Below are 14,081 nucleotides of genomic sequence, written 5' to 3' on the forward strand. Positions count from 1 at the left end.
GTCCCAAGCGCAATTTCTCGTGTCTTCAGCTCATGGCAAGGTTAAACCCCATTCTATCGCAACTTTAAAAGGTAATTTTTATGAAACGAATAGTCGTTGTAGGCGGCGGGGCGGGTGGTCTTGAGTTAGTTGCTCAGCTAAGCCGATATTGTCGTAAGCACGCAGCTGTGGAGCTGGTCTTAGTCGATAAGGTCAGAACACATGTATGGAAGCCACTTTTGCATGAAGTGGCTGCCGGCATTATTGATAAAAACTCCGATGGTGTAGACTATCGTATTCACGCCAGTCGTCTTAAATACGAGTTCCAGCAAGGCACGTTGAAAGGCATAGATGAACAAAATAAATCGATAGCACTGGACGCACTGTATGACGAAGAAGGTCAGTTAATTCTGCCCGAGCGCAGTATCGAATACGACATACTCGTGTTAGCGATTGGCAGTGTGAGTAACGATTTTGGTACGCCAGGCGTGAAAGAGCACAGTTATTTCTTGGATTCTTTAGAACAAGCTGAGCGTTTCCATCGGGCGTTGCTCAATCAAATGTTGAAGGTCAACCAGCCTAATACACAGCAATCAATGCTACGTGTATCGATAGTCGGGGCTGGCGCCACTGGCACCGAGTTAGCAGCGCAGTTGCATCACGTTGCAAATTTATCTCGCGCTTATGGTATGCCTGCCATGTCGGCACAGCGTTTAGAAATTTCGATCATCGAAGCTGGCCCTAGAATATTGCCTGCACTGCCAGAGCGTATCGCTTATGCGGCCAAAAACGCGCTACAAAAAATTGGTGTGAAATTATATGAAGACACTAAAGTAACTAGGGCTGAGAAAAATGGATTTGTCACTGCTGACGACGAACTCATCGAAGCGGACTTAATGGTTTGGGCGGCAGGTGTTAAAGCGCCGAACCTGATCAAAGAGCTTGATATGTTTGAAACCAATCGTGCGCAGCAAGTCCTTGTTGATCCGCAACTGAGGGCCAAAAACCATCAAGATATATACGTGCTGGGTGATTGCTGTGCGTTTCAGCAAGAAGACGGTACTTGGGTCCCCCCTCGTGCGCAATCTGCTCATCAAATGGCATCAACAGTGTACAAAAATATAGTTAATCAACTCCAAGGTAAGGAGTTTGAAAACTATCAATACAGTGATTATGGTTCCCTCGTTCATCTGAGTAAGTACAGCACAGTAGGCAGCTTAATGGGCAATCTGTCTAACAGCAGCATGTTCGTGGAAGGTAAGCTCGCGCGCTTGGTGTATACTTCACTGTATAGCATGCATCAGTTCGCGGTGCATGGTTGGTTAAAAGCAACCTTAACCATGCTTAGCCGCAGAGTCAGCAAATTCGTTGGGCCAAAACTGAAATTACATTAACATAACAATGAGTTACCCGAGCCAAGCATTCGTCTTGGCTTTTTTCCACTACCTAAAACCCACTCAAAGAGTATTTAATTAACCTCACATTTCACAATATCTGTCAAATAATTTTACATTTCGAATTTTCGGAATCTCGATTTGAACGCTAAGTATTTGTTTTTAAAAAGATTTAAACTAATGGTCTAGTAATTGCTATTGCGCATCTCAGAATGATTTCGATGTAAACAAAAGGATGTAATAAATGTTTGATTTCAAGAAGTTAGTTAAAGCCGTCGCCCTAAGTGGTGTTTTAGTAAGCAGTGTTTCTTCCCTTTCCGCCAACGCGAGTGTGTTGTTAGAGGGTTGGAGCGGAGCTGGTGAGTCAGGTTTTGGCCAAATAGCATTAGAAAAAAATGATGATGGATCAAGCGGAGAAATTTTCTTCAACAATTATGAAGGCTTGGGTTTTGACTCGGGCGTTAACTTTTTCGGACGTACTCACGATTCCTTCTACATAAACAATAATGGCAACATTAGCTTCAATGGCGCCGTGAGCTCTTTTACGCCAGAAGAGTTCCCCATTACTCGCTTTGGTGACAATGACATCGACAATGACGGCGGCGGAGGATGTGAAGTAGACTGTATTGAGATGCCTCAAGCGCAAACTAATTCAGCATTTTTCACAACCGAAAATGATGATATTCCAATGCCCGCTGATTTAAATACGATTGCTATGATTGCCCCCTTTTGGGCTGACGTAGATACAGGTTGTGAAGACTGTGGTGACGTATTTATTGGCTCGCCCAATGCTGAAACTATGGTGATTACTTGGGATAGCGTTGGCTTTTTCAATGAAGATAGTTCGCTAACGAATACCTTTCAGTTAGTCCTAATTGACCGTGCTGACACTGGTGCTGGCAACTTCGATGTGGAGTTCCGTTATGAAGACATTAACTGGACCACCGGTGATGCATCAGACGGTGAGAACGGCCTTGGTGGAACACCTGCTCAAGCGGGTTATGATGCTGGTGATGGGGTGAATTTCTTTACTCTTCCTGGTTCACGTACAGATGAAGTTGTGAATTTAGATACAGCTGATAGCAACACAGGTACTGCAGGTATTTGGAAATTTGCTATTCGTGATGGTGAATTACCGGGTGATAACGCTGAAAACCCGATTTTGCCAGTGATTAATCCTGAAACGCCATCTGACTACAACTTTGAATTCGTTATTATCGAGCCAGAAACACCGATTTTCATCGACCCAGACGTAGCGGTTGGTTATGACTATATCGTCAATAGCGGCCCTAGCATTACTTCGGTTATGTTGCCTACTGGTTTTGGTGATGACGTTTATGACCTTTGGTTGTGGGATGTTACCTTGATGGATTGGTACGACACTGGGGAAGATTTGCTTGGTGGTGTAAAGTTTGACTTCACTACAGCGGTTGACCGTTTCCGTATTCTTGGTATTGAGACTTCAGAAATGGTGGATCCAACGGATCCTAATGCGTTTGTAACTGCATTGACCTTCGATGCTGCAGGTGTAATCAACATGAACCAAAATGCAATTACCGAGTTTGTTGACGACTCTCAAGCGGTTTCTGCGCCTGCTGGACTTGGTATCTTCGCACTATCTTTATTGGTATTCTTACGCGCAAGAAAGCGTCGCGCTTAAGACTTTATCTATTGAAAAGAGGAGCGATGGCTCCTCTTTTTTTTGCCCAAACGGAGTAGTGTAATGCGTTTTATTTTTGCTTTTTTTATTCTCGGCATGAGCATTTCTAGTGCGGTACAAGCACAGAGTAAACAGAATTTTGGCTCGTGGAGCTTGTTATGCGGTGAGCACGGAAATTGTTCAGTTAGTCAGTTGGTGGCGATGGATCCAGAGGGAAAGAAGGTCTTGCTTGGCGCCAACATAAATTTCTCTATGTCCAACAGCTTTCCGGTTTTAATGCTGCGTATGCCGCCAAATTTGAACAAAACCAGCGGTGTTGGAATTAAGATAGATGATAACAAAGCCATTCAAGTTGCCTTGTCCCAATGTACCTCTGTGGCATGTCAGAGCGTGATCAAAATCGATAAAACCTTGTTTGCGGAAATGCGTGATGGTCAACTTGCAAAAGTCGCATTCGCGTTAGAAAAAAGTAAGCAACTTACCTTACCTTTATCACTTGATGGATTTGCAGACGCATATGCAGCTTTGCTTGCTACGCGCAAAGCATCTTAATTCCTAACACTTCGAGGTGGTTGTGTTTTATTTCCACCTCACGATAAGCATCTCAAGTTAAGCACCTCATTCTTTCAATTACGCATCTATCATTATGTCGCGGCGATTACACTCTCGTTTTCGCGCCTGACACTCGTCTTTATTGGCCTTAATGAAACTAAGACTTGTATCGGCAGTCAATAGCCTTTAAGTTTCTGAAAAATAGTATAAAAACCACGAAGAATTAAAAGGATGTATTGCAATGGCATATGATTTTGGTACCAATACGTTGGGGATCAGCAACCCATTTAAGCCCGAAGGTATGGCAAAAGCAGTCAGTGGAGCGGCTATTGTTGTTCTTGGGGTTATTGCGCTTTTAGGCGTGGCGGAAGACCTAAAGACGGATATGGTGTTGGCTTGGGTAAATGCGCTGCTGGGCTTGACCCTGTTAACTTTAGGATTGCGCCATGCTGGCGTTGGTTTGTTTCAGTTATTTAAGTATTTTGTTGGTCGTTCTGTGCCAACTTCCCTCGCTTACAATCATAATTCGAGTGAAAAACAAAACGCCCAGCGTGAACGCTTGCAAACGGCCTATGACGCACAAGAATTAGAATCTATGTTAATGGGACGAAAAAACGCCACCTTTACTGAGCCCGAAGGCTGGATTGCGCGCCTTATTCATACTCTATTACCGCGCTTGATATTTAGCCCCTACCCGATCCGCAACTTTGTACAGGAGTTGGGTGGTCTAGTGTGTGCCACTATCGTTGGCTTAATTGCATTTGGTGCGGCTTACTTTGTGTCTGCATCGGGCTTAGTCGGTAATGCGGGCGTCATTATTACCCCTATCCTATCTGTATTATTGTTAGTGTATTTAATTGCCCAGTGGCGTGGCACGTCGCATTCATTAGCAGCATCCAACATGCGCAAGCTGCAAGCAAAGACGGCAGCCAGTCTAGCGAAGTTGCTCGTGTTTGCCATTGTAGTACCGATCGCCATCGGTTTTGGCTACAACCAATTAGATGGCAGCACAGCTCAGGATGTTCAGCAGGTGCTAGCCGATGTTGTCGCGTTTGATGCATGGTGGAACTTATTGCTACTGATCGTACTGGTTTTGGCTGTTATTGCTTTGTCCTGGGTGATGATACGTGAGCGTTTAGCGCTGGCAAACCCAAGCACAGAAGTGAGTGAATTTCGTGAAAATTTACAAGAGTCGGTGCACCCGAATGAAATATTTATCAATATTGAAAACATTGTTTTAGCTAATCGTCGCTATAAAGAAATTCCCAATCGCATGTATCAAGAATTTGACCCTAAGCTACAAGAGCAAAGCCAAGGCAAGGGCAGTTTTAAGGGAAAACTGCTTATTGAAACGCAGCCAGAGTACAGCCAGTTAACCTTTAGCGAGAAATTTAAAGCATTTCGTCTTCTGGCAACGGTTGCCGCGCAAATCATGATATTTGTGGGGGCTTTGTTGTTCTTTTTTACTGTGCAAGATGGATATCAGTTGTATCAATTTATGGCGCAGCAGCTAATGAACATGGACGGTTTGAGCCAAGCTCGGGTTGACGTCATTTTGCAAGCATTTGGCTTGCAGTTAAGCGGGTTTCTGGTTCTGCTATTTAGTTGGTTAACTGTATCTGCAGGGGCAACTATTTTGGCCAGAGGCACACATTTATTTTGGTCTGAAATGCAATTCAGTAGCCTGTTAATGTGGATGAAAACGGAAGGAACATTTACTGAAAGTAAGGTCTCTACTGGCATGTCGATTCATGATTCAACCCGCTCTGAAAATGTCGTGGTACGCAGCTCCATTACACCTTGGATAATTACTTCTCGCGTCATGACATCAACTTTTGCTACCACGGGTACTAAAAACTTGGAAATGCCGCGTTATGTCATGCAAATGGACAAGAACAATCAAGAGTTACAGGGCATAGTTGGGGAAATTACCCAGTTTTTACGCAAGCGTGAAGCCATCGCTTCGATCACCAATGAGCAAGATTTATCCAGCGCTGAAAATATCTATCGGGTGAATGAGGCGAGCCGAGCGAAACCTGAGCGATTAGAGGGGGAGAAAAGCGAAGCGGAAAAACGCAAGCTTGAGGAGCAAGCGGCCGGTAAACTGCACCAAGACGACCCTAACGAGTCGTCTTAAATTAGATAGGATGAGCAGGTTAGCCTTGTGCTGCCTGCTCAACCATTGCGTAATAAAATTGAATTGCTTGGATATAATCTTTAACAGAGATTTGCTCATTTACCCCATGAAAACGTTTCATGGTTTTCGGGTTGAGACGCACCATCATAAATCGATATACATTGTCCGAGAGTCCATAAAAGTGAGAGGCATCCGTTCCGCCTTGGACTAAATATGGCGCTACAAGTAGGTTTTGATCTAAGCGACGAATAGTTTGCTCAATTAATTTATAACCGTAGCTTTCGGTGGACGATACCGGAGATGCCTCATTAGTCATAAAGGCTTCAATGTTTACTCTAGTGTCGTCTATAGCGCGAGTGATGTGTTGCGTGACGCTGTCTACGGTATCGCCGGGTAAAATTCTAAAGTTCACCACTGCTTGTGCTTCAGTAGGCAAAATATTCGACTTAGAGCTGCCTTTGAGCATAGTGACCGCTGTAGTGGTGCGAATGCTCGCAGCTGAACTGGGGCTTTTGAGCATCATACTTTCAACTGCAGGCGAAAAGAGCCACAAGTTAGACATAGGCAACCGCGTAGCTAAATCGGTAGCGAAACCTATATGATTGAAGGTATCTTGAATAAACCGCATGTCTGTAGCAAATGGGTTTGCTTCTACTTTTACAATAGCTTGGGCGAGAATACCGGCAGCGGTATGTTCAGGAGGTTGTGAAGAATGCCCTCCTGGCGCGTTTACCGTCAAACGTAAATTAACGAAGCCTTTCTCAGCAATACCAATGACGGCAACAGGCTCGGTAATACCGGGCAGCATATCTTGGGTTACTACGCCGCCTTCATCTAGCACAAATTCGAACTCGACATTTTTTGTCGCTAGAAAGTCAGCAATTTTGCGCGCACCTTCTTTTCCGCCTGCTTCTTCATCGTGGCCAAATGCATAGTAAATGCTTCGTTTAGGCTGGATATTCTGTTCAAGCAGCATTTCCATGGACTCCATCAGGGCTACCACACTGATCTTGTCATCTATTGTTCCTCGGCCCCAAATGGTGCCGTCAATCACCTTGCCACTAAACGGTGCTTGCTCCCATTGGCTTGCTGTTGCTTCGTCGACCGGTACTACGTCCATATGGCCCATGAATAGCGCAGGTTGTAGACTTGGGTCACTGCCCTTTAGGTGGTAAAGCAAGCTGTAATCATTGATGACTTCAAGCTCGGCTTGTTCATGAACCAGCGGAAAATTCTCTTTTAGATAATCTTGGAAGGCTAAGAAGGCGCTTTGGTCAAAATGATTGCGATCGTCATAGGAAATAGTAGGGATCTGAATCGCTTTGGTGAACCGAGATAGTACTGCTTGCTCATCAACCGTAACTGGAATGATAGGCGTATCGACCACGTACTGTTTATTTTCAAAAAAACTGCTGGCGCGGTAAAATAAAAGCCCACACAGTATCAATAATAAAACCGCAAAACTTATGATTATTTTTTTCATATTGCGCTACTTATTGCCCGTTTGAAGTTAGAATCGCCTGCCAGTATAACGCTATCTGATTCAGGGGATCTAGTTGTCAAATTCAGTCTTGTTTTCAACAGTTGCTCTGATATGGGGTACAACGTGGATCGCTATTACCTTTCAGTTAGGAGAAATTAATCCTATTTTGTCTGTGGCTATTCGCTTCACTTTAGCTGCCGCTATTTTAGGTGGTTACTGCGTGCTAAAGGGCCTTTCGCTGCGCCTACCCCTTCATCTACATATCAAGATGGCTTCTGCAGGACTATGTTTGTATGGCCTAGAATATAGTTTGCTGTATTTAAGCCAGCAATACATTATTAGCGCGCTGGTGGCTTTAATGAGTTCGGGCATGATTTACATCAATGTGGTTTTGCGAAGAGTCATTCTAAAAAAGCCGATACGCATGGAGGTGGTTATTGGAGCGGCGTTTGGCATGTTGGGTATGGGCTTTATTTTTTATCCTGAGTTTTCTCAAGTACAGGCTGATACGGTGCTCGCGTTAGGAATTGCTTTAGCTTTGGCTTCATTCCTATTCGCCGGTTTTGGCAATGTAATATCGGAGCGCATTCTTGATCATGGGACGCCCGTTATTCAAATGAATTTTTGGGCTATGAGTTACGGTGCTTTAGGTATTTATACCTCCGCTGTGTTAAGCGGCGCGAAGTGGTCAATGCCAAGTCATTGGCAGTATTACGCGGCATTAACGTACTTAACGCTTTTCGGCTCTGTCATTGCTTTTGGCGCATATATGAAACTGATTCGACAAATGGGTTCTGACAAAACGGCCTATGTTGCGCTGGTGTATCCTATAGTAGCCTTGATTGTTTCCACTATATTCGAAGGGTATCAATGGTATTTCGCTTCTGTGCTGGGGGTACTGTTTGTCATTTTGGGTAATGCTATTGCCATGGGTAAGTTACCGATCAAACGTTTCAGCGAGGATGTATGAGCGATATAAAACAGCTACTTGAGAACAACAGAATGTGGTCTGAAGGTATGAAAGAAGCTGAACCAGACTTTTTTGACAAGCTTTCTAAACGTCAAAAACCTGAGTACCTTTGGATTGGCTGCTCTGACAGCCGGGTGCCAGCTAATCAGCTTTTAGGGTTGGTGCCTGGTGATATCTTCGTACATCGTAATGTAGCGAATTTAGTGGTGCACACCGACTTTAATTGTTTGTCGGTTCTGCAATACGCAATTGAAGTACTCAAAGTAAAGCATGTCATTGTGTGCGGCCATTATGGCTGCGGTGGGATTGATGCGGCATTAGATGACCAACAATTGGGGCTGATTGATAACTGGCTTGGGCATATAAAGGACATCGCTAAATTTCACCAAGAAGAGCTAGCAACACTTTCAGACGAGCAGCGTTCGGCGAGATTGTGTGAATTAAATGTCATCGAGCAAGCTAATAATATTCGTCGCAGTAATATTTTCAAAGACGCTCAAACGCGTGGGCAAGAAACACGCATTCATAGCTGGATTTACAGCCTTAGAAATGGCCGAATCAAAGATTTAGCAAAGTAAGGATCGTGATGATAAAAAGAGTCAAATTCCTACGCTCGTCACTGGCGTTTTTTATTGCACTGGTGCTGAGTATTGCAGTTAATGCGACGGTCAATATACGTGTTGCGGCAAGCGACCTAGTTGAGAGCCAATCACAACAGCGATGGTATTTTGTGCGTCATTTTGAAAAACAAACTGGTGCAGATCCCACCTTAACAGACATAGGGCAAAGACGTGCAGTCGCATTGGCCGAGTATTTTCGTTATGTGCCATTAACCTCGGTGTATTCAACAGATTATAAGCGCACCATGGAAACGGCAACGCAAAGTGCACAGCAACAAGGTTTAATGATTAATTCGTATGATCCTAGCAACCCCAAAGAATTGATAAAACTGATCGCTCAACAAAGCAGTGTGCTGGTGGTTGGGCACAGCAATACTGTACCAGACTTAATTCGCGCAATAGGCGGTAAGGCTGATGATTTATCAGAGATGGATTATGGGCGTCTGTTTATTGTGACAAAAGCAGGTAGCCGTACTAGCACGCAAAGCATCATTATTCCCTACTAGGTTTTTCATTTTATGACGGAGATATATCACCATTTCATGTGGAATAGAGGTCTAAGCCCACTGAAATTGTTCACTATTTCTTACCTTAATTTTCCATCAAAGCAGATAAAACATTCAAGTCACACTTCAGTCGATGATAGAATTATCATTTAGTCTAACAAAGGAATTCTCATGGCCAACGCCCGCTTTACTACTGATGCTAAGGTAAAACCTGCCCTAGGGTTAGTTGAGTTTGTGGCTCTAATGGCGTTGATGACTTCTTTGGTGGCTTTGAGCATAGATGCCATGCTGCCGGCGTTAAATCAAATCGCTTTAGATTTGGTGATTACTGACCCACAAGATACGCACTTAATCGTTTCGCTATTTTTCATTGGCATGGCTTTCGGCCAGTTATATTTTGGCCCTGTATCGGACGCAAAGGGACGCCGCTTTACCATCATTACCGGGCTGATTATTTTTGGTTTGGGTACGGTTGTGTGTATGTTCGCTGAGTCTTTGACCGTGCTGTTAGTTGGCCGTGTAATACAAGCCTTCGGTGTATCTGGACCGCGTATTGCGGCGTTAGCCGTTATACGAGATCAGTATAAAGGCGAAGCTATGGCTCGGGTGATGTCGTTTATCATGATGGTGTTTATATTGGTGCCCATGCTCGCGCCCAGCTTTGGTCAGGCTATTTTATTCTGGTTTTCTTGGCAGCATATATTCTCATCCTTTTTAGTTATCGGCCTTCTTACTGGGATTTGGTATTTTAGCCGCCAGCCCGAAACATTGCCTAAAAATAAACGCGTTCCCTTTAGCTGGAAGCAGCTATCAATCTCTAGTCGCTATATTTTGAGCAATAAAATGGTGATGTTTTATACCTTAGCAATGGGGTTCGTTTTCGGGAGTTTCCTAGCGTACATCAGTGCCTCTCAAACCGTTTTTCAGGTGATCTACGATACAGGCGAGCTTTTCCCTCTGTATTTTGCTTTGTTGGCTTTCTCTATTGGCTTTGCTTCATTTATTAATGGGACGTTAGTCATGCGTTTAGGTATGCGTAAATTGTGTACTTGGGCTGTTTTTGGCTGGTTAGGTTTTACCACTTTGCTACTTGCAATGTGCCTAATATATCAAGGGCTTCCGCCGCTATATGGCTTAGTCAGCATTTTGTTTGCCGCCTTCTTTTGCATTGGTATTTTATTTGGAAACCTCAACTCTATGGCAATGCAACCTCTAGGGGATACAGCAGGCCTTGGGGCGGCGATAATAGGGTCGTTAAGTAGTATGGTATCAGTTCCTGTCGCGGTATTTGTGGGTAGCTTTATTGATAGGACAATGACCCCTATCGCCGTCGGGTTCGTTGCCTTCGGGGTTATCACCTCTTTGTTTTTCTGGTTTGCTGAACGCCCCCAAACCAACGCTTAGTTTTATCAAACTAACAATCAATCAATTTAAACCCCTGGTGCAAAATATGATACCCGGGGGTTACATTGGAACAGTTCCTGCTTTCTCTCAATCATTCATATATCGTTCAGCTATAGGTTGGATAATTCACATTATAAATTTTGCCTTGCGAAGTGCAGTTGCAAAGTTAGGTCAAAGACGTTTTATAAGGAGTGTCAGATGTACAAGAAACTAGTTATTGGTGTAGCGCTATCGGGCCTAGTATTGAGTGGGTGTGCGTCGAATTCTATGGGCGGCGCATCAAATACACAGAAGGGTGCAGGCATCGGCGCTATCGTAGGCGCATTAATTGGTAAAGGCACTGGTGACAATGATAAGAGCCGTTATGTTTGGGGCGCGGCGGTAGGTGCACTAGCAGGTTCAGCTATTGGTAATTACATGGATAAGCAAGAGGAGGAGTTCCGTGAGGAGCTTGCCGACAGCGGTGTAGAAGTATACCGAGAAGGCGATACTTTACGTTTATACATGCCTGGCAGCATCACATTCAGTTCTGGAAATGCCAGCGTTGATAGTAGCTTCTATCCTGTACTAAAAGATGTGGCTTTGGTGATAAACAAGTATGAAAAAACTACATTGATGGTAGAAGGGCATACAGACAATACCGGTGCAGATGATATGAATCAGCGATTATCTGAAGCCCGTGCGAACAGTGTAAAAAATTATTTAGTACAAAACGGCGTTGATAACAGACGCGTTTCAACTTTGGGTATGGGCGAGTACACACCAATCGCAGATAATGCCACGCAAGCAGGTCGGCAGAAGAATCGCCGGGTAGAGCTGAAAATCATTCCGATGAGTAAGAACTAAGTCGTAATCTGTTTTGAATAAGTGGTTACACAGGCAATGGACAAAAAATAATGAGGCGCAATGCAACGTGCCTCATTGTTATCCTTAACAATGAAAGCAATACGTCGATAATACGATTTTAAGATTTTCTAAAGCGGGTAGGTAATTTTGAGAAGGTTTACTTAACTAAGCGAATTGCAGGACGTTGAACTTTAGCTGGTTCTATCTCAATTACTTTTGAGCTACGAACACCGTTTTTCATTCGGTCATAAGATACATACTTCATATCTAATGATTCGCAGAACTTATAAATAGTTAAGAAATCGCTTTTAGAAAGCTCTTCATTGTCTTTGGTAAGCTGCGTATCAATATACATTTGCTCGCCGTTTGCCGTTAGCATCGCAACAGCTGAATAGGGATCGCCATGGTTGGCTACTTTTAGTGCTCTAACCATTTTTACTTCAAATACCCAATCGCCCATTTTAGTCATTCTTGTGATTCTTTCGCTCATTGGATTTCCTGTTGTGTTAGTGGGTACATACTTAGGGAGTTCGGGATCATCCTATAAGCAATACGTGGGCCACCTTTCTGATCGCGCTATATAAGGGATGACAGCGATAAGTCTCAGGTTAGTGTTTCTTTTTTGCTACAGCGCTGTTCGGTAAACGCCGAAATTGTTAAAGAGTTGTACCAATTTTGCATGGTCAAATTTTTGACCTTTGATTTGTAAGGAAAAATTCTTACGAATAGCTGTATGTATTTGGTAACACTCTTTGTGTTTTATTTAAGGGCTGGACATAGTTTGAGACAAAATCAGTTATCGAAAATTTCGATTACAAAGTTAAGCTAGTCTCATTGGGTAAAATAATTGGTCGCACATAAGTGACAGATCCTAACACTAAACCGAATTTGATCGTGCCTTTCCACCCTTTTAAGAATTTGTTTTAATGTGTGTTTTAGAAAATCACCCATAAAAAAGCCCAGCCAAATTGGCTGGGCAAAGAGGGCTTTTTACAGCACCTAACGACAGAAATCGTTCAATTTACTATTCGTTTCTAGAAGGGTTATACCGCTTCAACTATGGCTTTCATGTCAGTCATGTAACCACGTAGTGTGTCGCCTACACTTTCAACGCCATGCTCTCGAATAGCTTTGTTAACGGCTACAAGCGTTTTATTGTCAACGCTATTGCTGACTGCAGCGAAAGGCTTACCAATTAACTCTGTACCAATGCTTGGCATTAATTTATCAGCTAATAATGGAATAGCAGCGTTAGCGAACAGGTAGTTGCCATATTCTGCAGTATCAGAGATAACAACATTCATTTCGTACAAACGCTTACGAGCGATCGTGTTAGAAATGAGCGGCGTTTCATGCAATGACTCGTAGTAAGCAGACTCAGGTAAAATGCCAGCTTCAACCATAACGTCGAATGCTAACTCAACACCCGCTTTGATCATGGCCACAATGAATACACCGTTATCGAAGAATTCTTGCTCGTCGATTTTGCCATTGTATTCAGGAGCATTTTCAAAACCTGTTTGGCCTGTTTCTTCACGCCATTTCAACAAGTTAGCGTCACCATTGGCCCAATCTTCCATCATGGTACGAGAAAATTCACCGCTGATGATATCGTCTTGATGCTTCCCAAATAATGGCTTCAACATGTCTTTAAGTTGCTCAGATAAATCAAATGCCTTGATTTTAGCTGGGTTTGATAGGCGATCCATCATGTTGGTCACGCCACCGATTTTAAGTGCTTCGGTGATGGCTTCTAGGCCAAATTGAATCAATGCTCCGGCATAAGCTGGGTCGATGCCGTCGGCCACCATTTTCTCGTAACCAAGAACGGCCGCCGCTTGTTGCATACCACAAAGAATCGTTTGCTCGCCCATTAAGTCAGATTTAACTTCGGCTACGAATGAAGACTCAAGTACGCCTGCACGATCGCCGCCTGTTGCGCTTGCGAGTGCTTTAGCGATATCCCAACCTTGTTGCTGAGGATCGTTTTCAGGGTGGACCGCAATTAACGTCGGAACACCGAATCCACGCTTGTACTCTTCACGTACTTCAGTACCTGGGCATTTTGGTGCACACATCACCACTGTGATGTCTGAACGAATTTGTTGGCCTTCTTCAACGATGTTAAAACCGTGAGAGTAACCTAGTGAAGCGCCTTCTTTCATAAGAGGCATAATGGCTTCAACTACGCTTGAATGCTGTTTATCAGGGGTTAGGTTGTAAACTAAATCAGCACTTGGAATAAGCTCTTTATACGTACCAACAGTAAAACCATTGCCGCTTGCGCGTTGGAATGAATCGCGTTTTTCATCGATAGCGGCTTGACGTAGCGTATAAGCAACATCCAAACCAGAATCTCGCATGTTAAGGCCTTGGTTTAAACCTTGAGCGCCACAACCTACGATGACAATTTTTTTGCCTTTAAGGAAATTACAGCCTTCTGAAAATTCGTTGCGCTGCATGAATCGGCAACGACCAATTTGGTCAAGTTGCTGACGTAAAGATAATGTATTGAAATAATTTGCCATTT

Annotated in this window: 12 protein-coding genes; 9 read left to right on the plus strand and 3 right to left on the minus strand. The window is 43.7% G+C overall.

The features are described 5' to 3' along the window. The first annotated feature begins 80 nt into the window (after positions 1-80). The 4 genes from GMES_RS21555 (at position 81) to GMES_RS21570 (ending at position 5,722) form a co-directional block, all read left to right on the plus strand. The gene (locus GMES_RS21555) at positions 81-1,373 is read left to right on the plus strand and encodes an NAD(P)/FAD-dependent oxidoreductase (protein ID WP_006994955.1); all 1,293 of its coding nucleotides are present in this window, start codon (positions 81-83) and stop codon (positions 1,371-1,373) included. Positions 1,374-1,617: 244 nt separating this feature from the next. Continuing rightward, positions 1,618-3,033: a nidogen-like domain-containing protein gene (locus GMES_RS21560; protein WP_006994956.1), complete on the plus strand. Its 1,416-nt coding sequence runs from the start codon at positions 1,618-1,620 to the stop codon at positions 3,031-3,033. A 63-nt stretch (positions 3,034-3,096) separates the two neighbouring features. Further along, on the plus strand, positions 3,097-3,585 hold the full coding sequence (locus GMES_RS21565; protein ID WP_006994957.1) for an invasion associated locus B family protein: 489 nt from the start codon (positions 3,097-3,099) through the stop codon (positions 3,583-3,585). Positions 3,586-3,826: 241 nt separating this feature from the next. Next, positions 3,827-5,722, plus strand: coding sequence for a hypothetical protein (locus tag GMES_RS21570; protein ID WP_006994958.1), 1,896 nt, complete (start codon positions 3,827-3,829; stop codon positions 5,720-5,722). Positions 5,723-5,741: 19 nt separating this feature from the next. Here the strand turns inward: GMES_RS21570 and GMES_RS21575 are convergent, their stop codons facing one another. Then, positions 5,742-7,205 carry a M20 family peptidase gene (locus GMES_RS21575; RefSeq protein ID WP_006994959.1) on the minus strand — a complete coding sequence of 488 codons (1,464 nt, stop codon included), beginning with the start codon at positions 7,203-7,205 and terminating at the stop codon, positions 5,742-5,744. Between the two features lie 73 nt (positions 7,206-7,278). On the opposite strand from GMES_RS21575, the gene GMES_RS21580 reads away from it, so the two are divergent. From GMES_RS21580 to GMES_RS21600, 5 genes are all read left to right on the plus strand, one after another. Continuing rightward, complete coding sequence (locus GMES_RS21580) at positions 7,279-8,175, plus strand: DMT family transporter (RefSeq protein ID WP_006994960.1); 897 nt, start codon at positions 7,279-7,281, stop codon at positions 8,173-8,175. Further along, entirely contained in the window at positions 8,172-8,753 is a 582-nt protein-coding gene (can, locus tag GMES_RS21585; RefSeq protein ID WP_006994961.1) for a carbonate dehydratase, read from the plus strand. Before GMES_RS21580 ends, can begins: the two co-directional genes overlap by 4 nt. An 8-nt stretch (positions 8,754-8,761) precedes the next feature. Next, on the plus strand, positions 8,762-9,301 hold the full coding sequence (locus GMES_RS21590) for a SixA phosphatase family protein (RefSeq protein WP_006994962.1): 540 nt from the start codon (positions 8,762-8,764) through the stop codon (positions 9,299-9,301). Between the two features lie 171 nt (positions 9,302-9,472). Then, complete coding sequence (locus GMES_RS21595) at positions 9,473-10,705, plus strand: multidrug effflux MFS transporter (RefSeq protein ID WP_006994963.1); 1,233 nt, start codon at positions 9,473-9,475, stop codon at positions 10,703-10,705. Positions 10,706-10,903: 198 nt separating this feature from the next. Beyond that, on the plus strand, positions 10,904-11,551 hold the full coding sequence (locus tag GMES_RS21600) for a YiaD family glycine zipper/OmpA-like lipoprotein (RefSeq protein ID WP_006994964.1): 648 nt from the start codon (positions 10,904-10,906) through the stop codon (positions 11,549-11,551). Positions 11,552-11,708: 157 nt separating this feature from the next. On the opposite strand, the gene GMES_RS21605 is transcribed toward GMES_RS21600, so the two are convergent. Then, positions 11,709-12,020 carry a hypothetical protein gene (locus GMES_RS21605; RefSeq protein WP_006994965.1) on the minus strand — a complete coding sequence of 104 codons (312 nt, stop codon included), beginning with the start codon at positions 12,018-12,020 and terminating at the stop codon, positions 11,709-11,711. Between the two features lie 574 nt (positions 12,021-12,594). Continuing rightward, a complete protein-coding gene (gene ilvC, locus GMES_RS21610) occupies positions 12,595-14,079 on the minus strand; it encodes a ketol-acid reductoisomerase (RefSeq protein WP_006994966.1) in 1,485 nt (494 codons plus the stop codon). Positions 14,080-14,081 lie beyond the last annotated feature (2 nt).

The sequence above is a fragment of the Paraglaciecola mesophila KMM 241 genome (genome assembly GCF_000315015.1).
In the GTDB taxonomy this organism is placed as follows: Bacteria; Pseudomonadota; Gammaproteobacteria; order Enterobacterales; family Alteromonadaceae; genus Paraglaciecola; species Paraglaciecola mesophila.